This window comes from Streptomyces sp. NPDC058326, assembly GCF_042879855.1.
Taxonomy (GTDB): Bacteria; Actinomycetota; Actinomycetes; order Streptomycetales; family Streptomycetaceae; genus Streptomyces.
On the sequence record NZ_JBHVZO010000019.1, the window covers coordinates 86,646 to 110,984 of the forward strand.

Genomic DNA, 24,339 nt, shown 5'->3' on the forward strand with positions numbered 1-24,339 from the left:
GCCGCCCGGAAGCCCCGGGGCCCGGACTCCCCGCCGGGCACCCGTCCTCGTACAGTGCAGGCATGAGCGATCACGCGGTGCTGCACGTGAGGGGACGGGTGCTCGTCGGCCCCGATGACGTACGGGACGAACTGTGGTGCGTCGACGGACGGATCACCTTCGACCGGCCCGCCGCCGAGGCGGTCACCGTCGAGGGCTGGGCGCTGCCCGGACTCGTCGACGCCCACTGCCACGTCGGCCTCGACCGGCACGGCCCCGTCGACGAGGCCACCAGCGAGAAGCAGGCCCTCACCGACCGGGACGCGGGCACCCTGCTCATCCGGGACGCCGGCTCGCCCTCCGACACCCGCTGGATCGACGAGCGCGAGGACCTGCCGAAGATCATCCGCGCGGGGCGGCACATCGCCCGCACCCGGCGCTACATCCGCAACTACGCCCATGAGATCGAGCCCGCCGACCTGGTGGCGTACGTCGGCCGCGAGGCGCGGCGCGGCGACGGCTGGGTCAAGCTGGTCGGCGACTGGATCGACCGCGAGGCGGGCGACCTCACGGCCTGCTGGCCGCGCCCCGAGGTCGAGGCGGCCATCGCCGAGGCGCACCGGCTCGGCGCCCGCGTCACCGCGCACTGCTTCGCGGAGGACTCGCTGCGCGACCTCGTCGAGGCGGGGATCGACTGCGTCGAGCACGCCACCGGACTCACCGAGGACACGATTCCGCTCTTCGCGGAGCGGGGTGTCGCGATCGTGCCGACCCTGGTCAACATCGCGACCTTCCCGCACCTCGCCGACGGCGGCCAGGAGAAGTTCCCCCGCTGGTCGGCCCATATGCGCCGGTTGCACGAGCGCCGGTACGACACCGTGCGGGCCGCCTTCGACGCGGGCGTCCCGGTCTTCGTGGGCACCGACGCGGGCGGCTCCCTCGCGCACGGGCTCGTCGCCGAGGAGGTCGTGGAGCTGACCCGGGCGGGCATCCCGCCGATCGCCGCGCTCGCGGCCACCACCTGGGGGGCCAGGTCCTGGCTGGGCCGCCCGTCCCTGGAGGAGGGCGCCCCGGCCGACCTCGTCGTCTACGGCGAGGACCCGCGCGCGGACGTCCGCGTCCTCGCGGCGCCGCGCCGGGTCGTCGTCAACGGCCGGGTGGTCGGCTGACCCGCGGTCCCCGCGGCCCCCGCCGGCCCGCAGCCCCCGCCGGTCAGCGGCGGGTCAGGAAGGCCAGCCGGGCCTTCTTCTCCGGGATGAAGACCTCCGGCAGGTCCACCTCGGGCAGGACGACCTCCGGGCCCAGCTCGAACCCGGCCCGCACCATGCGGGCGATCGCCTTCTCGTTGGCGGCGTCCGGGTCGACCACGATCCTGGTGTGGTCCCGCAGCGAGAAGGCGATGAGCGTGCTGAGCAGCCGGCCCGTCCAGCCGGGCCGCCGGGTCGTGCCGGGGGCGACCAGCACGTGGACGCCGATGTCCCCCGGCAGCGCCTCGTAGCACTCGCTGACGCGGTCGGCCCGGGGGTCGTACGTCTGGAAGAGGGCGACCGGCTCGTCGTCCAGGCTGACCAGGAACCCGTGGTGGGTGGTGAGCGAGTCGAGGTGCGCGTAGATCTCCCGCACCTGCTCGACGGTGGTTCCGGTCATGCCCCAGAAGCGGGCCCGCTCCTCGTTGACCCAGCCGTGCAGGAGCGGGGCGTCGTGCCCGGGCTCGACGGGCCGGACCGTGACGGTGCCGAAGCCCTCGACGGGGTGGACGTATACGGCGGTGGTCATCCCTGCTCCTCGGTGAGGTTCTGCCAGTCGGTGGTGACGGGGGCGAGTTCGCCCCTCAGCCACAGGGGGAGTTGGTCGCGGTGGTGCGGGTCGCCGGGGACACCGGACGCGCCGAACGGCACGATCCAGCCGCTCCGTTCGCGGTCGGCGAGGTCCCAGACGTAGCGGGCGGCGGAAGCACGGGCGCTGCGGTCGGTCCACCCGGGCACGCTGGAGGTGGAGAGCACGCAGTCGTGGTCCCCGCCGAGCCCCGGCCACTGCCCGTCGTCGGCGTCGGGCAGCGCCTGCCAGGGCGCGAGCCGGTGCGTGACGCCCCAGGCGGCGGGCGGCTCGCCCGCCCCGACCTCGTCGAGCGCCTCCCGTACGATCCGGTCGACGTCACCGGCGGGCACGGGCCCGGCCACGAGCAGCGTCTCCAGGGCGTAGGCGACGCGCGGTCCGAGGGCCAGCCAGGGCCGGAACACCTCGGGGTACGGGGCGGGTTCGCGCAGCGCGGCGAAGGCCTCGTGGGCGGCGAGCCGGCGCACCACGGCCCCGCGCACGGCGGCGTAGAGCCCGGCGTCCGTGCTCCCGGCGTCCATCCGCCGGTCCCAGGCGAGCAGCCGGTCCCGTACGGCGGACGCGGCGGGGGAGAGCTCGGCACCCACACCGGTACCGCCCGCCCCCGCGTCGCCCGCCCGCGCCACCGCCGCGAGGAGGCGGGCCGCCGACGGGTTGTCCGTGTCCCTGTGGACCGCGGCCGTCGTCTCCGGGGTCCACTCCGCCGAGGCGCCGAGCAGCGCGTCGATCCGGGCCGCGCGGTGCGGCGGGGCGAACTCGATGCCCAGGGGCGAGGCCAGGCCCCGGGCGTTGGCCATCACGGCGTGCCCGCGCACCTCGGCGCGGGGCAGCGGCGCCGGAGCCGCCGCCCACTCGTGCGCGGGATCCCAGGCGGGCACGATCCGCAGGGAGTTGGCCCGGTCCCGGACGGGGACATGGCCGGCGACCCGGTGGAGCAGACCGCCCGCGGTGTCGGCGGCGAGGACGACGTTAACGGGTTCGATCCAGCCGTCGAGGGCCGCGTCCACGTCGCCGACGGTCCGGGCGCGCAGCAGCGCGGGCAGCACGCCGAAGCCGAGCTCGCTCGTGACGCGGGGCGGGTAGCGGAGGCTGACGGCCTCCCACGCGACGGAGCCGGGCTCCTCGTCCGCTCCGATGATCACCGGGCCCCGGTCCGTCTCGATCACCTCGACGACGACCGCTTCCGCGCCCGCGACCTCGATCTTCTCGGTGTGCGTGGCCGCCGGGCGCCAGCCCTCGGGGCCGTACGCCTCCACCCCGCCGTCCGGGAGCCGCCGCAGCCGCTCCCGGTAGAGGTCCTGGTAGTCGGCCATCGCGTTGGTGATGGCCCACGCCACCGGACCGGTGTGGCCGAAGTGGGCGAGGCCGGGGACGCCGGGCACGGCGATGCCCACGACGTCGTACGCCGGGCAGGCGAGCCGGATCTGCTGGTAGACGCCGGGTGCCTCGATGAACCGGTGCGGGTCGCCGGCCACCAGGGCCGCCCCGCTCGCGGTCCGCTCGCCCGCGACCAGCCAGCCGTTGGAGCCGGAGGTGCCGGGGCCGTCGGTCGCGAAGAGCTCCGTCCACTCCTCGCCGAGCCGCCGGGCCACCTCCTCGCGCCACAGCTTGGTGGGGAAGCCGGCGAACAGGATGTGGGTGGAGAGCCAGACGGCGAGCGGGGTCCACGGCTCCCACCGGCCGGGCGTGAGGCCGGTCTCCGTGAACTCGGGGGCGCGCCGCGCCCCTTCCGCCAGACCGTCGTTGACCCCCTCCACGTACGCGCGTACCCACGCGGCCGTCCGCGCGTCCTCGCGTGCGAGCCGCTCGAAGCAGCGTCGGGCGGTGTCGGTGAGCCGGGACCTGCGGGCGAAGGTGTCCCAGCCGAGTTCGGCGGCGCCGAGGAAGGCGGCCGTGGTGCCCTGGGCCCGGTGCCGTTCGACCTCCAGCTGCCAGGCCCGGTCGTGGGCGGTGACCCGGCCCTGCGCGAAGGCGAGTTCGTCCGGGTCCGCGGCGCGCAGATGGGGGACGCCCCAGTCGTCCCGGTAGACCTCGATGCTCACGGAGACCCCGATCCCGTCCTTGTGTCGTGCATGGCCCGCTGCCATGCCGTCCTGCGATTTTTTTAGGTTAGGCTGACCTAATCTACAGGAGCTCGGCGGAGGGGATCGCAGTGGGTCACGGCTGGCAGGGTGCCGTTCTCAAGCTGATGCGCGGCAAGGACTTCACGTTCACCGTGACGGGGGCCGAGCAGGTCACCGACGACTACCGCAGGGTGCACCTCACGGACGGCGGTCTGCTCGCCGCCACCGGCGTCCACCCCACGATGTGGGTACGCGTCTGGTTCGACGGCGCGGGCAAGCCCCACCAGCGCGCCTACACCCTGGTCGACCCGGACGTGGAGGCCGGCACGTTCAGCCTGGAGTTCGCCCTCCACGACGGCGTCGCCAGCCGCTGGGCCCGCACCTGCGCCCCCGGCGACACCGTGGACGCGACCCTCCAGGGCACCGGTTTCGAGACACCCGAACCGCTCCCCGGGCGGCTGCTCGTGGTCGGCGACCCGGCCTCCCTGCCCGCGGTCAACTCCCTCCTCGACGCGCTTCCCGGCGTTCCGGCCACCATCTGGTTCGAGACCCAGCACGCCTCCGACGAGGATCTGCCGGTCCGGCTCGACGTCGAGCGGCACGAGCTGCGCCGGGTTCCGCGCAGGGACGGCGGCGCCGGTCTGGTCGCCCGGGTGAAGGCCGAGCTCCCCGCGCTCGCCGACGCCTCCTCGTACGTCTGGATCGCCTGCGACACCACGACCACCCGCACCCTCGCCGCGTACGCGCGCAAGGAGCTGGCCCTCCCCAAGGAGCGCGTCCACGCCCTCGGGTACTGGCGCCCGAGCTGAACGCGCCGCGTTGACGATCCGTTACTTCGGCGGTGTGCGGATCGTTCTCCTTCCTCTCGCCCGGCGGTGTTCCCGCCCGCACGTGCGAGAGACGCGGGACGCCCGAGAACGGTTGTGCCGCAAAAAATCGAAAATGAACACGGAAACCCCCCTTTGGAGTGAACTCACGCCAGGCGACTGCTGGTTCACTCTCCGTGCGTAAAGATTCCGGTGTCTCAAGTCGCCGAGGCCGCGCCGACCCACCGTCCCCGTGGTGAGCGGCCGGCGACGCCATGTCTCTTGTGGGGGTTCCACCACCTTGAACAGCAACACCTTCCGCATGCCCGTACGCCGTACCGCCGCCGCCGCGACCGTCGCCGCCCTGACCGCCGGCCCTGTCCTCCTCCTGGCTCCGGCGGCGCAGGCCACGGGCGGTGAAGGGCGCGCCACCGCCGTCGTCCTGCGGACCGGCCTCGACGTCTCCCTCCTCGGCAAGGCGGTCCACGTACCGCTGCGGACCTCCCTCAACGAGGTCAAGGCGCCGGAGACCGAGAGCGAGACCGCGCTCTCCGTGAAGGTGCAGGGGGCCGAGGACGGCCGGCCGATCGACATCCTCGCCGCCGACGTGGCCACGTCGAAGGCCACCGTCGACGAGAAGAAGGCCGAGGGGTACGTCAACCTCGTCAAGGCGCAGGTGCACGTGCCCGGTATCCCGCTGCTCTCGCTCATCGAGGTCGAGAAGGTCACCTCCAAGGCGCTGTGCGCGGTGGGCGAGCGGCCGGTCGCCGAGTCGAACGTCCTCGGCCACGTCACGGTCTTCGGCAAGAAGACCACCCTCGCCACGGGCGGCCGGACCCAGGTCACCGTGCCGGACGTCGGCCAGGTCACCCTGGACCTCTCCCGTACCTCCACGACCTCCCGCACGGCCGCGGCGACGGCCCTCGAACTCACCGTGGACGTCGACCCGCTGAAGCTCGGCGTGGCCGAGGTCAAGGGCACCGTGACCCTCGCCGAGGCGACCTGCGAGACACCCAAGGGCACGAAGCCCACCGAGAAGCCGACGGAGAAGCCCACCGAGAAGCCCACCGAGAAGCCCACCGAGCGGCCCTCCGAGCAGCCCACGCACCAGCCCACGGCCAAGCCGAGCGACGACGGCGGCGGCATCACCACCGACAACGGCGGCGCCACGCCCACCGAGAATCTCGCCGAGACCGGCGGCAGCTCCACCACCCCGTACATCGCGGGAGGGGCGCTCGCCCTCGTCGTGGCCGGCGGCGGAGCCCTCGCGCTGACCCGCTCGCGCGCCCGAGGCTGACGGCCCGAGGGGGACGGGCGCGGGGGGTGTCGTAGGGGGGAGCGCCCGGGAGGCTCCGGGGGGAGCCGTGCAGGGGGACAGGAGGGCGAGGGGTGGGGTCCGGGGAGGGCGACGGTGACGACGTCGCCCTCCCCGGACCCGCGTCGGACGCCGGGCGGTCAGCCGCCGATCAGCAGCGCCTGGTCGAGGGCCTGGAGGAAGCGGTTCGTCGTCGCCCGGTCCCGGACCGCGAGCCGCAGCCAGTTCCGGTCGAGCCCGGGGAACGTGTCGCCCCGGCGGACCGCGAAGCCCAGCGACCGCAGCCGCTCCCTGACCGTGTCCGCCCCGTCGATACGGATCAGCACGAAGGGACCCTCCGATCCCTCCACCGTCCGCACCTCCTCGAACTCCGCGAGACCGGCGAGCAGATGGGCCCGCTCCACTCCTATCCGGTGGGCCGCGTGCTCGGCCTCCGCGAGCGCCCCCCGCGACATGCACGCCTCCGCCGCCACCAGGGCCGGAGTCGACACCGGCCACAGCGGCTGCGCCCGCTCCAGGGCGGCGATCGTGTCCGGCTCGGCCAGCACGTACCCGATCCGCAGCCCGGCCAGACCCCAGGTCTTCGTGAGGCTGCGCAGCACCACGAGGCCCGGCACGTCCGTCCGCCCGGCCAGCGCCTCGCGCTCACCCGGCACCGCGTCCATGAAGGCCTCGTCCACCACCAGGATCCGCCCCGGCCGGGCGAGCGCGGCGATCGAGGCGGCGGGGTGCAGCACGGACGTCGGGTTCGTGGGGTTCCCGATCACCACCAGGTCCGCGTCCTCGGGGACCACCGCCGCGTCGAGCCGGAAACCGTCCCTCTCGCGCAGCAGCACCCGGCGCACCTCGTGCCCGGCGTCACGCAGCGCCGCCTCCGGCTCGGTGAACTGCGGATGCACCACCACGGGTCTCCGCGCCGGCAGCGCCCGCGCGAGCAGCACGAAGGCCTCCGCGGCGCCGGACGTGAGCAGCACCCGGTTCGGCGGCAGGTCGTGCCGCTCGGCGACCGCCGCCCGCGCGACCCGGCCGTCGGGATAGGCGGCGAGTCCGGTCAGGGAGTCCGCGATGCGCTTCCGCAGCCAGTCCGGGGGGGTGTTCGTCCGGACGTTGACCGCCAGATCGATGAGCTTCTCGTCCCGGACCTCGGCGTCACCGTGGTGGCGCAGGTCGTGGGCGTCGGTATGCGTGTGCATGTCCATGGCCGCCGTCGTGTGGGGGGTGGGGATGGTGGGGGGTGAGCCAGGCTCGCCAGCGATGTACCCGTGAGGCAGAGGCAACAACCGTACGTCCGGGGCGTCTTCGTTCGGACGAAACGGGACGGAAGCGGCGAGGGCGCACGTTACGCGCCGGGATTTGCGCTTCGGTACGAGCAGCACGGCGCCGCCGGCCGCCCCACCCGGCCCTCCGTCACCAGCCGACGCCTCCCCGCCATCCCCTGCCGCCGAGCCGCCCGAGAGCGCCGAGCCGTCCCCTGCCGCCGACCCGGCGGAGGCCCCCGCACCCCCCGCACAAGGCTCCGCCCAGGTTCCCGTACGCGCGCCCGTGCCCCCGTCCGGCTCCGCCCCGGCTCCCGTACACGCCCGCGTGGGGAAGCCGGCCGCCGCGAGGAGCGCCGCCGCCTCCGCCACGGACGCCGTGCCCGTCACCGCCAGCGGAAGCGCCGAGGGATGCGGTACGGACACGGCGGCCAACTCGGCGGCCGGGTACCCCCGTACCGGCGCGCCGAGAACCGCCGCCGCCCCCGTCAGGCCCGGCTCCGCCGCCCGCGCGTCGAGCGTGCCGAGCGACCGGACGTCGGCGCGGGTCAGCCCCGCCTCCCGGAGCACCGCGTCGACCAGACCGAGCACCTCGTCCACCGTGACCCCCGACCGGGCGCCGACGCCGACGTGCGACGCCGACGTCCCTACTGCACTCTGGCCCCGGGCGTCGACGCCGACGTGCGACGCCGACGTCCCTACTGCACTCTGAGCCGGTGCACCGACGCCGACGTGCGACGCCGACGTCCCCACCGCACTCTGGCCCCGGGCGCCGACGTGCGACGCCGACGCCCCCACCGCACCCTGAGCCCGGGCGCCCGCACCGAGGTGCGCGGACTCCGCCCGATCCGGTACCAAAGGCCCATGGCTGTAGTCGTCGCGCTCGGCGCGTTCCTCATGACGCTCTTCGGCGGCTGGGTCGCGGGGCGCGTCACCGACCGGCGCCACCTCGTCCTCGGCCTCGCCGGCGGGCTCATGCTCGGCGTCGTCGGACTCGACCTGCTGCCGGAGGCACTGGAGGCGGCGGGCGCCGAGGTGTTCGGCGTCCCGGAGGCCCTGCTGCTCTTCGTCGGCGGCTTCCTCTTCGCCCATGTCGTGGAACGCCTCCTCGCCGTCCGCCGTGCGGCACACGGGGTCGGGGCCGATTGGGGGGCAGCGCAAAGCACTTCGATGAGGGGCGGTGGCCGGGAGACGGGCGGGCGGGTCCCGCAGGTCGGCCTCACCGCGGCCGCCGCGATGGTCCTGCACAGCCTGATGGACGGCATCGCCCTCGGCGCGGCCTTCCAGATCGGCGGCGGCATGGGAGCCACCGTCGCCGTCGCCGTCATCACCCACGACTTCGCCGACGGCTTCAACACGTACACGATCACGAGCCTCTACGGGAACGCCCGGCGCAAGGCCGTCGCGATGCTCGTCGCCGACGCGGTCGCGCCGGTCCTCGGCGCGGCCTCCACCCTCCTGTTCACCCTTCCGGAGGAACTTCTCGGCGGCTATCTGGGTTTCTTCGGCGGCGCCCTGCTCTACCTGGCGGCCGCCGAGATCCTGCCGGAGGCCCACCACGACCACCCCGCCCGTTCCACCTTGCTGTGCACGGTGGCGGGCGTGGCCTTCATCTGGCTCGTGGTGGGCGTCTCCGGCGGCTGATCTCACGCGACCGGACCGCCCGCGCACCGCTCGACGAACCGCGCGGCCACCTCGGGAGCACCCGCCCAGTGCGTGTGCACGTAACTGGCGTGCACCCCTCCCTGGACGAAGCCCTCCACGCGCCGCACGGGCTGCCGCAGCCCCCAGGCCGGCTGTGCCCCGGCACCCGGATCGATCACGGTCCGGTGGAACTCGTGCCCCCGCATCCGCGCCCCGGCCGGAGCGAGCACGCTGTCGCTCACGGCGACGGCGTCCCGGTACCCGAGGGTGAGCCGTTCCGACATCCGCGCGTCCGCGTCGAGCACCCCGCACATGGGCCTGCCGTCGAGCGACCGCGCCAGATACAGCAGCCCGGCGCACTCGGCGGCGATCGGCGCCCCGGAGGCGGCGAGCCCGGCGACGGCCTTCCGCAGCGGCTCGTTGGCGGACAGCTCGGCCCCGTACATCTCGGGGAACCCACCCCCTATGACGAGCCCGGAGGTCCCCTCGGGAAGGCCCTCGTCCCGCAGCGGATCGAAGGTGACGACCTCGGCCCCGGCGGCGGTCAACAACTCGGCATGCTCGGCGTACGAGAACGTGAAGGCGGCCCCACCGGCGACGGCGATCCTGGGCGCGGGCACACCGGAGCCACCGGCGTGCGGCCCTCCGGCCACCTCGGGCACCCACGGCTCGGAGGGCAGCGCCGGTGCGCTGCGGGCCAGCGCCAGAAGGGCCTCCAGGTCGCACCCGGCCCGCACCTGCTCCGCCTGCGCCGCGACAGCGGCAACCGCGGCGGCCTGCCGCTCCGCCACCGGCACGAGCCCCAAGTGCCGCGAAGGCGTCGCAACGGCAGGCGCCCGCCGCAGCACCCCGAGCACGGGAACGCCCGACTCCCCGAGCGCCTCCCGCAACAGATGCTCGTGCCGGTCCGTCGCGACCTTGTTGAGGATCACGCCCCCGATCCGCACCTCCGGATCCCATGACGCGAACCCGTGCACCAGCGCCGCCACCGACCGCGACTGCGAGGACGCGTCGACGACGAGCACCACCGGCGCCCTGAGCAGCTTCGACACCTGTGCGGTGGAGGCCAGTTCACCCTGGTCGGCGGCGCCGTCGTACAGGCCCATCACCCCCTCGACCACGGCCAGGTCGCAGCCGCGCGCCCCGTGCTCGAAGAGCGGCGCGATCAGCCCCGTACCGCACATGTACGCGTCGAGGTTGCGGCCGGGACGGCCGGTCGCGAGGGCGTGGTAGCCGGGGTCGATGTAGTCGGGGCCGACCTTGTGCGGGGAGACGGCCAGACCACGGCCGGCGAACGCGGCCATCAGGCCGGTCGCGACCGTGGTCTTGCCCGCGCCCGACGACGGCGCGGCGATGACGAGACGTGCTACCACTCGATGCCCCGCTGGCCCTTCTGACCGGCGTCCATCGGGTGCTTGACCTTGGACATGTCGGTGACGAGGTCCGCGAAGTCGACGAGCTCCTGGGGCGCGTTGCGGCCGGTGATGACGACGTGCTGCTGACCGGGGCGGTCGCGCAGCACCTCCACGACCTCCTTGACGTCGATCCAGCCCCAGTGCAGGAGGTAGGCGAACTCGTCGAGGACGTAGAACCGGTACTTCTCCTCGGCGAGGTCCCGCTTGACCTGCTCCCAGCCCTCGCGTGCCTTGTCCTCGTGCGACTGCTCGCCCTCGGCGACCTCGCGCTGGATCCAGGACCAGCCCTCACCCATCTTGTTCCAGGTGACGGTGCCGCCCTTGCCGGTCTCGCCGAGCGCCTTGAGGGCGTTCTCCTCGCCGACCTTCCACTTGGCGGACTTGACGAACTGGAACACCCCGATCGGCCAGCCCTGGTTCCAGGCGCGCAGCGCCATGCCGAACGCGGCGGTCGACTTCCCCTTGCCGACGCCCGTGTGCACCATCACCAGCGCGCGGTTGCGTCGCTGACGGGTGGTGAGACCGTCGTCGGGTACGACGGTCGGCTGTCCCTGCGGCATTAAGCGGCCCTCCTGGTTGTCTGTCCTGACCGGACGTCTCGTACGTCCCTGACGAGTCCGGCGATCGAGTCGGCACGCAGCTCGTCCAGGGTGACGGCGGTGCCGCCGAGTTCGCGCGCGAGGGTCCCCGCGAGCCCGAGCCGCACCGGTCCGGTCTCGCAGTCCACGACGACGGAGGCCGTGCCCTCGGCGGCGTGCAGCCGTGCCGCGCGGGCGGCGAGCGCCACCGGGTCGCCGCCCCCGCCGCCGGTGGCCCGTCCGTCGGTCACGACGACGAGCAGCGGGCGGCGCGAGGGGTCCCTGAGCCGCTCGACCCGCAGCACGTCATGGGCCTTGAGGAGCCCGGCCGAGAGCGGGGTGCGGCCGCCGGTCGGGAGCTTCTCCAGGCGGGCGGCGGCCGCGTCGACGGACGAGGTCGGCGGCAGCGCGACCTCGGCCTCCCGGCCGCGGAAGGTGATCAGACCGACCTTGTCGCGCCGCTGGTAGGCGTCGAGCAGCAGGGAGAGGACGGCGCCCTTGACGGCGCTCATCCGCTGCCGGGCCGCCATCGAACCGGAGGCGTCCACGGCGAACAGCACCAGGTTCCCCTCCCGTCCCTCCCGGGTGGTCTGCCGCAGGTCGTCCCGCCGGATCACGAGCCCGCGTCCGGTCCGCCCGCGCTCCTTCTGGTGCGGGGCCGCGGCCTGTACGGTCGCGGCCAGGTGCAGCTTGGTCAGCGCGCCGCGCGGGCGTACGGAACCCGTCGTACGGCCGTGCTCGGTTCGGGCCCGGGAGCGGCGCCCGGCCGCGCCCTCGCCGAGACCGGGGACGCTCAGCACCTTCGTACGGAAGGGCTCGGCGGCCTGTACGGCGGCACGCTCCCCGGCGCGGGAGCCCTGCGGCGCGGGTGCCGGGGACTCCGCGGGGGCGGGTACGTCCTCGGGAGCGGATACGTCGGCCTCCGGAGCGGATACGTCCTCGGACACGGGGCCCTCGTTCTGCGGAGGAATGCCCCCGCCGGGACCACCCCCGTCAGGGCCGTCGCCACCGCCGTCACCCGGACCGTCGGGTTCCGGGTCCTCCTCGGGCTCGTCCCCCTTGAACTGCTCCAGGGTCTCGTCGAGCTTGTCCTCGTCGAGGCCGGGCGCGTCGAAGGGCGAGCGCCGCCGCCGGTGGGGGAGTGCGAGCAGCGCGGCCTGCCGTACGTCCTCGGAGGTGACGTCGGTGCGCCCCGCCCACGCGGCGAGCGCGGTCGCGGTGCGGGCCATGACGATGTCGGCGCGCATGCCGTCCACCTCGAAAGCGGCGCAGGTCGCGGCGATCTGGAGCAGTACGGCGTCCCCGAGCGTCACCCGCGGCAGCAGGGCGCGGGCGGCGGAGATCCGGCCGCGCAGCTCGGCCTCGTCGTCCGCCCAGCGCGCGGCGAACGCGGCCGGGTCGTCCTCGAAGGCGAGCCGCCGGCGGACGACCTCGACCCGCTGTACGGGCTCGCGCGACGCGGCGACCTCCACGGTCAGGCCGAACCGGTCGAGCAACTGCGGCCGCAGCTCGCCCTCTTCGGGGTTCATCGTGCCGACGAGCAGGAACCGGGCGGCGTGCCGTACGGAGACGCCTTCGCGCTCGACGTACGAGGAGCCCATGGCCGCGGCGTCGAGCAGGAGGTCGACGAGGTGGTCGTGGAGCAGATTGACCTCGTCGACGTACAGGATGCCGCGGTGGGCGTCGGCGAGGAGCCCGGGCTCGAAGGCCTTCACTCCCTCGGCGAGCGCCTTCTCGATGTCGAGCGAGCCGACGAGCCGGTCCTCGGAGGCACCGACGGGCAGCTCGACCATCCGCGCGGCCCGGCGGGCCCCGGGGCCGTCGTCGTGCGGTCCGTCGGGGCAGCCGGGGTCGGGCGAGTCCGGGTCACAGCTGAACCGGCAGCCCGCGACCACCGGCACGGCGGGCAGCAGTTCGGCGAGCGCCCGCACGGCGGTGGACTTGGCGGTCCCCTTCTCCCCCCGTACGAGGACACCGCCCACGGCGGGGCTGACGGCGTTCAGCAGCAGCGCGAGCCGCAGATCGTCCATGCCGACGACGGCGGTGAACGGATACCGGGTGCTCATCGGCTGGTCACTCCTTCAACTCGTTGATGTTCGGCGGTCGTCATGCTCACGGCGCTCCCGGCGGCACGAACGGCAGGCCCGCCGGGGCCCCCTCCTCGATCAGCCGCAGCAGCGCGTCCGTGTCCGCGTGCTCCTCGATCAGATCGCCGAGCCGGTCCAGCTGTTCCTCGCGCAGCGCCCCGAACGACGTGTCCGGGGCCGGTACGAACCGCCGTCCGGCCGCCGCCGCGACCTCGCGCAGGAACGCCCGCCGGAACCCGTCGCTCTCCAGGGAGCCGTGCCAGTGCGTGCCCCACACGGAGCCGACCCGGCATCCGTCGAGGAACGGTTCCCCGCCGTCCACGGAGGCGACGCCGTGGTGGATCTCGTACCCCTCCACCCGCTCGCCGAGCGCCTCGCCGACCGGCCGCGCCAGGGTCTTCTCGCGCGCGAACCGGACCCGTACAGGCAGCAGCCCGAGCCCGTCGACGGCTCCCGCCCGGGACTCGACGTCGTCCTCGATCCGCTCGCCGAGCACCTGGAAGCCGCCGCAGATGCCGAGCACCGGACGCCCCGCGGCCGCGCGGCGGGCCAGCTCGTCCGCCAGACCCCGCTCCCGCAGCCACGCCAGCGCGTTGACCGTCCCCCGGGTGCCGGGCACGACGACCAGGTCCGCGTCGACGAGCTCCTCGGCCCGATCCACGAACCGCACGACCACACCCGGCTCGGCGGCCAGCGCGTCCACGTCCGTGAAGTTCGACATCAGGGGGACGGCACAGACCGCGACCCGCAGCACGTCCTCGCCCACCGGCGGCGCGACGACCGACTCGCGCACCGCGCCCCGCAGCGAGACCCGGAGCCCGTCCTCCTCGTCGATGCCGAGCCCGTGCGCGTACGGCAGGACGCCGAAGGTCCGGCGCCCGGTGAGGCCGTGCAGCATGTCGAGCCCCGGTTCGAGCAGGGTCACGTCGCCCCGGAACTTGTTCACGAGGTACCCGGCGACGAGCGCCTGGTCCTCGGGGCCCAGCAGTGCCGTCGTACCGAAGAACTGGGCGAAGACCCCGCCCCTGTCGATGTCCCCGACCACGACGACGGGCAGCCGCGCGGCCCGCGCGATCCCCATGTTGACGATGTCCGTGCGCCGCAGGTTGATCTCGGCCGGACTGCCCGCGCCCTCGCAGATCACCGCGTCGTACGTGCTCCGCAGCTCCTCCAGGCACGCGAGGACCGGCTCGAAGAGCTCCTTCTGTCGCCCCCCGTGGTAGCCACGGGCGCTCAGCTCACCGACCGGCTTCCCCATCAGGACGACCTGGCTGGAGCGGTCGCTGCCCGGCTTGAGCAGCACCGGGTTCATCAGCGCGGTCGGCTCGACGCGGGCGGCCTGGGCCTGCATGGCCTGGGCCCGCCCGATCTCGGCGCCCTCGCGGGTGACGAAGGAGTTGAGGGACATGTTCTGCCCCTTGAACGGCGCCACCTTCAAGCCCTTGCGGACCAGCCAGCGGCAGATGCCGGCCGTCACGACGCTCTTCCCGGCGTCGGACGTGGTCCCGGCGACGAGCAGCCCCCCACCCCTCATGCGTTCCTCCGCTTCAGCGCGTATCCGATCAGCCGGCCGCCCACGCAGGCGGCCAGGGTCAGTCCGGTGACCCGGCGGGACAGCCGGACCGCCCGGTCGATGTCGGCGACCTCGACGGGCCGCCCCTCCCCGTTGAGCACCGGCCGGTGCTCGACCCGTCCGCCGTACGACAGCGTCCCGCCGAGCCGTACGCCGAGGGCGCCCGCGAAGGAGGCCTCGACCGGTCCCGCGTTGGGGCTGGGGTGCTTGGCGGCGTCCGCCCGCCAGGCCCGGGCGGCCCCGCGCGGGTCCCCGCCCGCGACGGTCGCGAGGACGGCCGTCAGCCGGGCCCCGGGCCAGCCGGCCACGTCGTCGAGCCGGGCCGAGGCCCAGCCGAAGCGGCGGTGGCGGGGGGACTTGTGGCCGACCATCGCGTCCAGGGTGTTGACGGCCCGGAAGCCGACGAGACCCGGCACGCCCGCGACCGCTCCCCAGAAGAGGGCGCCGACCACGGCGTCGGAGGTGTTCTCGGCGACCGATTCGACGACCGCGCGGGCCATCGCCGGCCCGTCGAGGGACTGCGGGTCGCGTCCGCACAGGTGCGGCAGCCGCTCCCGGGCCACCTCCAGGTCGCCCGCCGCGAGCGCCCCGCCGATGGCGCGGGCCTCCCGGCCCAGGGTCGTACCGCCGACGACGGCCCAGACGGAGGCGGCGGTCAGGGCCGCTGCCGCTGCCGGCCGGTTCCGTACGGCCCGTGCGGCGAGCGCGCCAAGGGCGATCGTGGAGCCGGCGCAGACTGCGGTGTGGAGGGCGCCCCAGCCGCGGTGATCGTGGTGGAGGCGCTGTTCGACCGCGGCGGCCGCCCGGCCGAACGCGGCGACGGGGTGTCCACGGCGGGGGTCTCCGACGAGCAGGTCGACGGCGAGACCCGCGGCCGCGCCGTACGCGAATCCGTCGGGGAAGGGGCGGCTGGTTCTGCTGCGGCCGGGCATGGCGCATGTCCTCACTCAGGGTCCGCGCCCTGGATCGACGTGACCGGCGGCGTGAGTTCCTGACTCCCGGACCCTTCGGATCCGGTCACAGTGGCGGGACCGCGCCGGATTCGCACCGGACTTCCTCTACTGCCGCCGTAATGGCCTCGGCAGTCCACCACGCCCCGAGAACACCCGTCAACCCGCGCTTGACCTGCACCGTGTCACTGTGCGAAGCACCACAAACACGACGGCGGGGCGGCCCGCACCCGAAGGTGCGGACCGCCCCGCCCGTGCTGCTCGTCGCGTCAGACGACGATCAGGTAGATCCCGTACGCCACGGCCGCGAGGCACAGGGCGAAGCAGGCGTAGGCGCCGGTACGGGCCAGGGTGGCGGTGCCGCCCTGGGCGGCGGCCTCCGCCTGCTTGCCGAGGCCGACGATCCCGAGGGTGAAGAGGCCCACGAGGGCGACGGTCGCCACGAGGCTGACCCCGAAGACGGAGCCGAGAGCTGCCCAGTCGATCTTCATGTCGTTCGTTCCTTACACCGCTGCGGCGGGGGCGGGGGGAGCGGCCGGGTCGGTGGGAACCGGCGCGGGGATGGTGGTCTTGAGGTCCTCGTCCGCGACGGCGGCGACGGAACCGGCGGCCGGCGGGGTGACGGCCGCGACGGCGGCGGACACCGCACCCGGGGCCTCGGCCTCGACGTCGTTGACGTTGGTGTGGTCGACCACCTGGCGGCGGGAGAAGACCCAGATGGCGAGGCAGGACGCGACCAGGAAGGCCGCGACGGTGTAGACGCCCCAGTCGCCCTGGCGGGCGACGTACTCGGCACCGGCTGCGACCAGGCCCGCGGCCGGAAGGGTCAGGCCCCAGGCGACGAACATCCGGGTGGCGGTCGACCAGCGGACGACACCGCCCTTGCGGCCCAGGCCCGCACCCATGACGGCGCCGGAGCAGGAGTGGGTGGTCGACAGCGAGAAGCCGAGGTTCGAGGAGGCGAGGATGACCGCCGCCGCGCTGGTCTGGGCGGCGAAGCCCTGCTGCGGCTGCAGGTCGGTGAGGCCCTTGCCCATGGTGCGGATGATGCGCCAGCCGCCCAGGTAGGTGCCGAGCGCGATCGCGAGGCCGGCGGAGACGATCACCCAGACCGGCGGGTTGGAGCCGGGAGCGAGGATGCCGCCGGCGACCAGGGCGAGGGTGATGATGCCCATGGTCTTCTGGGCGTCGTTGGTGCCGTGGGCGAGGGAGACGAGACCGGCGGAGGCGATCTGACCGGCCCGGTAGCCCTTCTCGGTCGTCTTCTTGTCGGCGTTCTTGTCCATGCGGTACGTCAGTCGCGCGGCGAACATCGCGGCCAGGCCGGCGACGAGCGGGGCGGCGACCGCCGGGATGAGCACCTTGCTGACGACGACCCCGCCGTTGACACCGCTGAAGCCGATCGAGGCGATCGTGGCGCCGATGAGGCCGCCCATCAGGGCGTGGGAGGAGCTGGAGGGCAGACCGACCAGCCAGGTCACCAGGTTCCAGAGGATCGCGCCGACGAGCGCCGCGAGGATGACCTCTGGCTGGATTCCCTCCTCCTTGACGAGCCCGCTGGAGATCGTCTTCGCGACCTCCACGGACAGGAACGCGCCGACGAGGTTGAGCACGGCGGACATGGCCACCGCCGTCTTCGGCTTGAGCGCACCGGTCGAGATGGTCGTGGCCATCGCGTTGGCGGTGTCGTGGAAACCGTTCGTGAAATCGAACACCAGGGCTGTCACGACCACAATGGCGAGCAGCAGCGAGATGTGTTCCATTTACCCAGGCAATCGTTTGACGTCAGTGGCTCGTCGAACGTAAGCAACCTGAGTGAACGGAAGGTGAACTGGGCCGGGCGGTGTGGTGTCCCGATCCGGTGTCAAGAGATTCCGTTTACGGTCCCGGCGACTGAACTGTCCACCATGCGGTCACCCCCGACCCCGGGCAATCCGGGCCCTCACCGGGCACATACGACCTGCCCCGCTTCCTCCCCCGGCACCCCGTTCCGCTCCCCGGACGGAACCACCCGACAGGGTGACCCCGTGGAGGAGACCCATGTCACTCCCCGGGGTGGCCCGCCGGGCCCGCCCCCACCCCGGCCGGGTGCGTCCGGTGGCAGGTCCTCCCCGCCCTGCCGAGACTGGGAGCGTGCGCCCGGCTACAGCGACGGCAGCGGCCGTCACCACCCTGCTCGGTGTCGGCGCGGTCGCGGTCGCGGCCGGCCGGTACGCCAGCGACGTCGCCCTCAGGGCGCCGTCCGGACGTCCCCTGCCCGGGGACCCACGGCTGACCGTGCACGCCACGGGCCCCGAGCGGATCACCCTGACCCGCAGCCTCGCCTCGCTGCGCCCCGGCACGTACGGCCTCGAAGGCCCCGACCTGCACGCCGTCGTCGGCCCTGTCCTCGACCGGGTCCCCCACACCGCCGACACCGTCGTCCGCCGCCTGGAACGCGTCGAACTCGGGGCGCTCGGCCCCGGCGCCCGTGTCCGGTTCACCCCCCAGCTCCACCGCGGCACGCCGCTCGGCGCCCTCGGGCTCGCCCACGACGACGTCGAGATCCCCGGCGAGCTCGGCCCGCTGCCCGCCTGGCTGGTGCCCGGCCCCCGCCCCACCTGGGTGATCGCCCTCCACGGCCTCGGCACCACCCGCGAGCACCCGCTGAACGTCGTCCCCTTCTACAACCGCCGCAAGGTCCCCGTCCTCGTCCCCGCCTACCGGGGCGACGAGGGGGCGCCCGCCACGGCCGACGGCCTGGCCCGCCTCGGCGACTCCGAGTGGCGCGACGTCGACGCCGCCATCCGGTACGCGGTCCGCAGGGGCGCGGCCAAGGTCGTCCTGCACGGCTGGGGGACAGGGGCGTCGATGGCCCTGCGCGCCGCCGCCGAGTCAGGGGTGCGCGACAGGATCGGCGGCCTCGTCCTCGACTCCCCGGTCCTGGACTGGGAGGCCACCCTCCGCAACCTCGCGGCCGCCCGGCACGTCCCCGCCCCGCTGCTCCCGCTCGCCGTCCGCGCCGCCCAGGGCAGGACGGGACCGCACGGCGACCTCCTCAGGGCCGCCTCCGCACCGGACGCCCTGCGTGTCCCGGTCCTCCTTCTGCACGGCCCCGACGACACCATCGCCCCCTGGGAACCGTCCGTCGGACTCGCCGCCCGCCGCCCCGATCTGGTCACCCTCCAGACCGTGCGGCAGGCTCCGCACGCGGCCATGTGGAACGCCGACCCGGTCCGCTACGAGGAGTCCCTGCGCCGCTTCCTCACTCCGCTCCTCTAAGGGGTGTCTCCGGGCGTGTCTTGTCGATCAGCCGGGCTCTCGGCGCCCCGCACGCGCCCCAGGGCCCGCCCGGAAACCCCGGGTACCGCCTTCCCCGGGCGGACGCCGCCGCTTTCCGGACGGGCTCCGGTGCCTCCGGTACGCCCCTCCCGGGCCCGGCACCGGGCCCGTTCCGACGGGGTGTCCGATTCCGATTGGGCTTTCGGGCCGTCAGCGGGAAGACTGCCCCCGTGACGTCTCGAAAGCCCGATGAACCATTGGCGCGCAACTCCAGACTCCGACTCGTCCGCCCGCGGTCCCTCGCCACCGCCCGACGGGCCGTGACGACCCGGCGCACCAGGCCGGCGCCGCGGCCGCCCGAGGGCACTCCGCCCCGCGCGGAACTCGCCCGCCAGGCCAGGCACGTCCTCGCGGACGCCGTACGGATCGCCCGCTGGGCCGCCGTCGAGCGCGGCGCCGAAGCGGCACCCCGCACCGGTGCCGGGGCCGTCACCCCCCAGGAACGGGCCGCGGCCGCACTGGACCTGACGCCCGGCCAGGTCAGGGCCGGCTGGGACCGCGCCCGGCTCGCCGGACTCATCGAGCTCCACGGCGACACCGCACGCCCCGGCTGGCGGCTGCACGCCTGGGACCGCGACGACTCCGCCGTGCTGCGCGGCTGGGTCGCCCTCTTCGACGCCTGGTCGCTGGTCCACCCGGCCCCCGAGGGGGTCGAACCGAGCGCCGTCGCCGAGGTCGTCGAGGCCGTCCCGCAGGTCCTCTCGCTGCTTCAGCTCTCGCAGGGCCCGGTCCTCGTCCCCGCCCTTCTCGACCTGCTCGGCCAGCGCGTCGAGGAGCTGCGCGAGGAGCGCTGCGAGGTCCCGCCGGCCGAGCAGGCTCCCGAGGCCGCCGGCGCCCCCGGCGTGAGCGGCGGCACCGACGGGCTCCCGGCTCTCCTCGACTGGGCGCTCGAAGGCCTCGCGGCCGTCGGCGCGCTCACCCTGGACCCCGGCGCGGAGGGGCGGCACGCCACCCTGACCCCGCTCGGCAACTGGGCGGTCTGGGTCAAGCTGGAGCAGATCTGCGTCGCCGCGCAGAGCCCCGCGGGGAACATCGAGCAGTCCGCAGAGGACATGCTGCGCGGCTGTGCCCGGCTCACCCCCGGCCCGGCCCGCGCCGAGTACCGTGCCTGGCTCGCGGCCCGCACCCTCTCCAGCGCGGTGACCGAACTCCTCGCCGTCGCCCGTGGGGAGGACGCCCTGCTGCGCGGCCTCGCCTTCGAGGCGCTCCGAGTCGTCGGTGCCCCCGCGGAGGCCGAGGTGCGCGCCACCGTCGCCGAGCCCTCGCTGCGCCCGTACGCGCTGCTCTGGCTCGCGGAGTACGACGGCGCCGACCCCGACGACGCCCAGGAGGTGCTCACCCGCGAGGAGGCGACCTGGCTCTGGGTGGACACGGCCGCCGCCGTCGCCGACCACGGCGAGAGCGCGCTGCTCGTCCGGCACCTCGACTCGGCCGTGCAGGGCACCGTCCCGGCGCTGCTCGACGAGGTCAGGGCCGTCGGGCATCCCCGTACCGTCCAGGTCCTCGTCGCCCTCGCCGCGGCTCACCCGGACCCGGCCCTGGCCAAGGCGGTCCGCAGGGCCGCCTTCCAGGTGCACACCGGCGGCGCCTGAGCAGGCGTGCCGCCCGGCGCCCGGCTACTCCGCGGCGCCGGGCGTGTACGTCCCGAAGCTCCAGATGTTTCCCTCGGCGTCCCGGGCCATGTAGTCCCGGGAGCCGTACTCCTGGTCCTTGGGCGGCATCACGATCTCGACCCCGTGGGCGACCGCGCGCGCGTGGTGCTCGTCCACGTCGTCCACGTGCACGAAGACGCCCACCGGGCCGGCTCCGGCCATCAGCTTGTCGAACTCGCTGCCGGTGCCCTTGCTGCCCAGCATCACCATGCCGTTCCCGTACGACAGCTCCGCGTGCGCGATCCGCCCGTCCTCGGCCTCGTACACGGCGGTCGCGGTGAAGCCGAACCCCTCCGTGAGCAGGGTGATCGCCGCCTTCGCGTCCTCGTACGTCAGCGTCGGACAGATGTGGGGGGCCTCAGCCATCCCGGTCACTTCCCTTCGATGCGGCCGTATGTGATCTGGGTCTCAGTCTGGCAGTCCCGGCCGACAACTCAGCGGAAGGGGTTGCACCGGGCCATGTCGCCGGTCCGGTAGCCCTCGAAGAACCACTGCTGCCGCTGGGCCGCGGAGCCGTGCGTCCAGTTCTCCGGTGTCACGCGGCCCTGGAACCTCTCCTGGATCCGGTCGTCGCCGACGGCGGCCGCCGCGTCCAGGCCGTCCCGGATGTCCGCGTCCGTGAGCGTGGTGAGCAGCGGCCGCCCCGTCCGGTCGTCGGGCGTGGCCGTGGCGTGCCGGGCCCACACGCCCGCGTAGCAGTCGGCCTGGAGCTCGACCCGCACGGCGTTGGAGTCCGCGCCGGTCCGCCCGTCCTGGGCGCGGCTCAGGGTCCCCATCAGGTTCTGGATGTGGTGGCCGTACTCGTGCGCCACCACGTACGCCTGGGCGAAGGGGCCGCCGCTCGACCCGAACTTCGTGCGCAGCTCGTCGAAGAAGCCCAGGTCCAGATAGACCTGCCGGTCGCCGGGGCAGTAGAAGGGCCCCACCGCCGAGGTGGCGGAGCCGCAGGCGGTCCCGACCCGCTGGGTGAACATCACGGTGGCGGCGTTCCCGTAGGTGCCGCCCCGGCGCGCGTACTCGGTCCGCCAGTAGTCCTGGACGCTGTTGACGACGGCGACGATCCGGCAGTCCTCGCGGGTGTTGGCGTCCGAGCCCTTCCGGCAGGCCTGGTTCACCTGGGCCGCGGAGGAGGAGCCGGCCACCGGCTCGTCGCCGCCCGAGGAGAGCCCGAGCTGATCGGGGCCCACCCCGAAGAGCAGGCCGAGGACCAGCGCGACGAGGCCGGCGATCCCGCCGCCGATGGTCGCCCTGCCGCCGGGGACGCGGCTGGTCCGGACGTCCTTGACCTCCGAGGTGTCCAGATCGGCGTCGTCGTCGAACTGCACGGCCCACCACCCTCCGCGTCACCGCCGCGGCAGAGGCCGCCGCCCTGCGCCGAGTATCGGGCCGTACTTACCTGCTCGCCCCTTTTGCGGGACATCGGCAGGAATGTGAGATGGCTCCCGACCCGGCTCTCGCGGCCCGCATGGCCGAAAAGCAGTTGCAGGGGCCCGTTAGACTGGCCGTATGGCCATTCTCCCCGTGCATTAGCGGCGTCGAAGCCCTTCACCAGCCGTCCTTCCGCCGTTTCCCACCGCCCTGGAGTCTGTCCGTGATCACCGCTTCCGGCATCGAGCTGCGCGCCGGCGCCCGCGTCCTCATCGAGTCCGCTTCCTTCCGCATCGCCAAGGGCGACCGCATCGGCCTCGTCGGTCGCAACGGAGCGGGCAAGACCACCCTCACCAAGTGCCTCGCGGGCGAGGGCGTCCCCGCCGGCGGCACCATCGCCCGCTCCGGCGAGGTCGGCTACCTCCCGCAGGACCCGCGCACCGGCGACCTCGACGTCCTGGCCCGCGACCGTGTCCTCTCGGCCCGCGGCCTCGACGTCCTCCTCAAGAAGATGCGGATGAACGAGGAGCGCATCGCCACCGGCTCCGGCGGCACCCGTGAGAAGGCGATGCGGCAGTACGAGCGCCAGGAGACCGAGTTCCTGACCAAGGGCGGCTACGCGGCCGAGGCCGAGGCCTCCACCATCGCCGCCGCCCTCGGCCTGCCGGACCGGGTCCTCGGCCAGCCGCTGCACACCCTCTCCGGCGGTCAGCGCCGCCGGGTCGAGCTCGCCCGCATCCTCTTCTCGGACGCCGACACGCTCCTCCTCGACGAGCCGACGAACCACCTCGACGCCGACTCCATCGTCTGGCTGCGCGACTACCTGAAGACCTACCGCGGCGGCTTCATCGTCATCTCCCACGACGTCGACCTCGTCGAGACCGTGGTCAACAAGGTCTTCTACCTGGACGCCAACCGCTCCACGATCGACGTCTACAACATGGGCTGGAAGCTCTACCAGCAGCAGCGCGAGGCCGACGAGAAGCGCCGCAAGCGCGAGCGCCAGAACGCCGAGAAGAAGGCCGCCGCCCTCAACTCGCAGGCCGACAAGATGCGCGCCAAGGCCACCAAGACCGTCGCCGCGCAGAACATGGCCAAGCGCGCCGAGCGGCTGCTCTCCGGCCTGGAGGCGGTGCGCGCCTCCGACAAGGTCGCCAAGCTCCGCTTCCCCGACCCCGCGCCCTGCGGAAAGACCCCGCTGACGGCCGAGGGGCTCTCCAAGTCCTACGGTTCGCTCGAGATCTTCACCGATGTGGACCTCGCGATCGACAAGGGCTCCCGCGTCGTCATCCTCGGCCTCAACGGCGCGGGCAAGACCACGCTGCTGCGCCTGCTCGCCGGCGCGGAGAAGCCCGACACGGGTGAGGTCACCCCGGGCCACGGCCTCAAGCTCGGCTACTACGCCCAGGAGCACGAGACGCTCGACCCCGAGCGCAGTGTCCTGGAGAACATGCGCTCGGCCGCGCCCGACCTCGACCTCGTCCAGGTCCGCAAGACGCTCGGTTCCTTCCTCTTCTCGGGCGACGACGTCGACAAGCCGGCCGGGGTCCTCTCCGGCGGCGAGAAGACCCGTCTTGCCCTGGCCACCCTGGTCGTCTCCTCGGCGAACGTGCTCCTCCTGGACGAGCCCACCAACAACCTGGACCCGGCGAGCCGCGAGGAGATCCTCGGGGCCCTGCGCACCTACAAGGGCGCGGTCGTCCTCGTCACCCACGACGAGGGCGCGGTCGACGCGCTGGAGCCGGAGCGGATCATCCTGCTCCCCGACGGCGTCGAGGACCTGTGGGGCCCGGACTACGCGGACCTGGTGGCGCTCGCCTGACCCGGAGGCCGCTCCGGTGCCCCGGGTTCGCCCCCGCGGCCCCGGAACACACCCCGATCACCCCCGGAACGCCTCGGGTGATCATGACGGGCTGGATCATTCGGCTCATGCGAGATCCTTCATCTGAGTGAGGGCGTCTCGTACCTTCCGGCGCGGTGCTCTGCTGAATCCTTCCGGCAGACCCGCGCCGTACGTGTGTTCCCGCCGCGTCGCTGACCTGGCACTTCCCGCGCCGGCCGGGGCGGGATCGCTCTTCCGACCCGGCGGAATTCGAGCTTCCGGTCGTGTCGACGCCGTGCTCGTCCACAAACCCGGCGGCATGGACCTTGTCGAATGGGTGGCCAGGACGGACGGGAGGGGTGATCATGAGAAGTCCAGAGCGCACTTCCCATGAGGAGGCACGGGTGGCCGAGACTCTGAAGAAGGGCAGCCGGGTGACCGGCGCCGCGCGCGACAAGCTCGCGGCAGACCTGAAGAAGAAGTACGACTCCGGTGCGAGCATCCGGGCGCTGGCCGAGGAAACGGGCCGCTCCTACGGATTCGTCCACCGGATGCTGAGCGAGTCCGGAGTCACGCTGCGCGGACGCGGCGGAGCGACCCGGGGCAAGAAGACCGCCTCGGCCTGACATCGGGGCGGCTCGACCGGGCCACCGGGTCTCTCGGTGGCCACCCGG

Annotated in this window: 20 protein-coding genes and 1 riboswitch; of the genes, 8 read left to right on the forward strand and 12 right to left on the reverse strand. The window is 73.9% G+C overall.

The features are described from left to right. The first annotated feature begins 62 nt into the window (after positions 1-62). Positions 63-1,148, forward strand: a complete 1,086-nt coding sequence (locus ACFVYX_RS28785) for an amidohydrolase family protein (protein WP_389684404.1) — start codon at positions 63-65, stop codon at positions 1,146-1,148. A gap of 43 nt (positions 1,149-1,191) precedes the next feature. Here the strand turns inward: ACFVYX_RS28785 and ACFVYX_RS28790 are convergent, their stop codons facing one another. Together ACFVYX_RS28790 and ACFVYX_RS28795 are read right to left on the reverse strand one after the other, a co-directional pair. After that, positions 1,192-1,755 carry a GNAT family N-acetyltransferase gene (locus ACFVYX_RS28790; protein WP_389684405.1) on the reverse strand — a complete coding sequence of 188 codons (564 nt, stop codon included), beginning with the start codon at positions 1,753-1,755 and terminating at the stop codon, positions 1,192-1,194. Continuing rightward, complete coding sequence (locus ACFVYX_RS28795; RefSeq protein ID WP_389684406.1) at positions 1,752-3,857, reverse strand: penicillin acylase family protein; 2,106 nt, start codon at positions 3,855-3,857, stop codon at positions 1,752-1,754. The genes ACFVYX_RS28790 and ACFVYX_RS28795 overlap by 4 nt, the downstream gene beginning before the upstream one ends. Before the next feature lie 110 nt (positions 3,858-3,967). Between ACFVYX_RS28795 and ACFVYX_RS28800 the strand changes: the two genes are divergently transcribed. Beyond that, a complete protein-coding gene (locus ACFVYX_RS28800; protein WP_389684407.1) occupies positions 3,968-4,687 on the forward strand; it encodes a siderophore-interacting protein in 720 nt (239 codons plus the stop codon). 298 nt (positions 4,688-4,985) lie between these two features. Beyond that, the gene (locus ACFVYX_RS28805) at positions 4,986-5,981 is read left to right on the forward strand and encodes an SCO1860 family LAETG-anchored protein (protein WP_389684408.1); all 996 of its coding nucleotides are present in this window, start codon (positions 4,986-4,988) and stop codon (positions 5,979-5,981) included. Between the two features lie 158 nt (positions 5,982-6,139). Here the strand turns inward: ACFVYX_RS28805 and cobC are convergent, their stop codons facing one another. Next, positions 6,140-8,203 carry an Rv2231c family pyridoxal phosphate-dependent protein CobC gene (gene cobC / locus ACFVYX_RS28810; protein ID WP_389684409.1) on the reverse strand — a complete coding sequence of 688 codons (2,064 nt, stop codon included), beginning with the start codon at positions 8,201-8,203 and terminating at the stop codon, positions 6,140-6,142. On the opposite strand from cobC, the gene ACFVYX_RS28815 reads away from it, so the two are divergent. Further along, positions 8,120-8,899 (forward strand): ZIP family metal transporter, encoded by a 780-nt coding sequence (locus ACFVYX_RS28815; RefSeq protein WP_389684410.1) that lies wholly within the window; start codon positions 8,120-8,122, stop codon positions 8,897-8,899. The genes cobC and ACFVYX_RS28815 overlap by 84 nt on opposite strands. A gap of 2 nt (positions 8,900-8,901) precedes the next feature. Here ACFVYX_RS28815 and ACFVYX_RS28820 read toward each other — a convergent pair whose 3' ends face one another. From ACFVYX_RS28820 to ACFVYX_RS28850, 7 genes are all read right to left on the reverse strand, one after another. Continuing rightward, positions 8,902-10,272: a cobyrinate a,c-diamide synthase gene (locus ACFVYX_RS28820; RefSeq protein ID WP_389684411.1), complete on the reverse strand. Its 1,371-nt coding sequence runs from the start codon at positions 10,270-10,272 to the stop codon at positions 8,902-8,904. Next, on the reverse strand, positions 10,266-10,874 hold the full coding sequence (gene cobO / locus ACFVYX_RS28825; RefSeq protein ID WP_056561183.1) for a cob(I)yrinic acid a,c-diamide adenosyltransferase: 609 nt from the start codon (positions 10,872-10,874) through the stop codon (positions 10,266-10,268). The genes ACFVYX_RS28820 and cobO overlap by 7 nt, the downstream gene beginning before the upstream one ends. After that, entirely contained in the window at positions 10,874-12,958 is a 2,085-nt protein-coding gene (locus tag ACFVYX_RS28830; protein ID WP_389684412.1) for a putative cobaltochelatase, read from the reverse strand. Before ACFVYX_RS28830 ends, cobO begins: the two co-directional genes overlap by 1 nt. 46 nt (positions 12,959-13,004) lie before the next feature. Continuing rightward, positions 13,005-14,513: a cobyric acid synthase gene (locus tag ACFVYX_RS28835; RefSeq protein ID WP_389684413.1), complete on the reverse strand. Its 1,509-nt coding sequence runs from the start codon at positions 14,511-14,513 to the stop codon at positions 13,005-13,007. Then, entirely contained in the window at positions 14,510-15,484 is a 975-nt protein-coding gene (locus ACFVYX_RS28840) for a cobalamin biosynthesis protein (protein ID WP_389684414.1), read from the reverse strand. The genes ACFVYX_RS28835 and ACFVYX_RS28840 overlap by 4 nt, the downstream gene beginning before the upstream one ends. 32 nt (positions 15,485-15,516) lie before the next feature. Further along, positions 15,517-15,659, reverse strand: a riboswitch (cobalamin riboswitch). A gap of 112 nt (positions 15,660-15,771) precedes the next feature. Continuing rightward, positions 15,772-15,993, reverse strand: a complete 222-nt coding sequence (locus ACFVYX_RS28845) for a hypothetical protein (protein WP_389684415.1) — start codon at positions 15,991-15,993, stop codon at positions 15,772-15,774. 12 nt (positions 15,994-16,005) lie between these two features. Beyond that, on the reverse strand, positions 16,006-17,265 hold the full coding sequence (locus ACFVYX_RS28850; RefSeq protein WP_389684416.1) for an anion permease: 1,260 nt from the start codon (positions 17,263-17,265) through the stop codon (positions 16,006-16,008). Between the two features lie 370 nt (positions 17,266-17,635). Between ACFVYX_RS28850 and ACFVYX_RS28855 the strand changes: the two genes are divergently transcribed. After that, the gene (locus ACFVYX_RS28855; RefSeq protein WP_389684417.1) at positions 17,636-18,763 is read left to right on the forward strand and encodes an alpha/beta hydrolase; all 1,128 of its coding nucleotides are present in this window, start codon (positions 17,636-17,638) and stop codon (positions 18,761-18,763) included. Between the two features lie 230 nt (positions 18,764-18,993). Then, on the forward strand, positions 18,994-20,415 hold the full coding sequence (locus ACFVYX_RS28860) for a hypothetical protein (protein WP_389684418.1): 1,422 nt from the start codon (positions 18,994-18,996) through the stop codon (positions 20,413-20,415). Between the two features lie 24 nt (positions 20,416-20,439). Here the strand turns inward: ACFVYX_RS28860 and ACFVYX_RS28865 are convergent, their stop codons facing one another. After that, positions 20,440-20,841: a VOC family protein gene (locus ACFVYX_RS28865; RefSeq protein WP_389684419.1), complete on the reverse strand. Its 402-nt coding sequence runs from the start codon at positions 20,839-20,841 to the stop codon at positions 20,440-20,442. A gap of 68 nt (positions 20,842-20,909) precedes the next feature. Continuing rightward, positions 20,910-21,800 carry a neutral zinc metallopeptidase gene (locus tag ACFVYX_RS28870; protein ID WP_389684420.1) on the reverse strand — a complete coding sequence of 297 codons (891 nt, stop codon included), beginning with the start codon at positions 21,798-21,800 and terminating at the stop codon, positions 20,910-20,912. A 266-nt stretch (positions 21,801-22,066) separates the two neighbouring features. Here ACFVYX_RS28870 and ACFVYX_RS28875 point away from each other — a divergent pair, with 266 nt between their 5' ends. Together ACFVYX_RS28875 and ACFVYX_RS28880 are read left to right on the forward strand one after the other, a co-directional pair. After that, a complete protein-coding gene (locus ACFVYX_RS28875; protein WP_389684421.1) occupies positions 22,067-23,665 on the forward strand; it encodes an ABC-F family ATP-binding cassette domain-containing protein in 1,599 nt (532 codons plus the stop codon). 404 nt (positions 23,666-24,069) lie between these two features. Then, on the forward strand, positions 24,070-24,291 hold the full coding sequence (locus tag ACFVYX_RS28880; RefSeq protein WP_005477683.1) for a helix-turn-helix domain-containing protein: 222 nt from the start codon (positions 24,070-24,072) through the stop codon (positions 24,289-24,291). Positions 24,292-24,339: the final 48 nt, after the last annotated feature.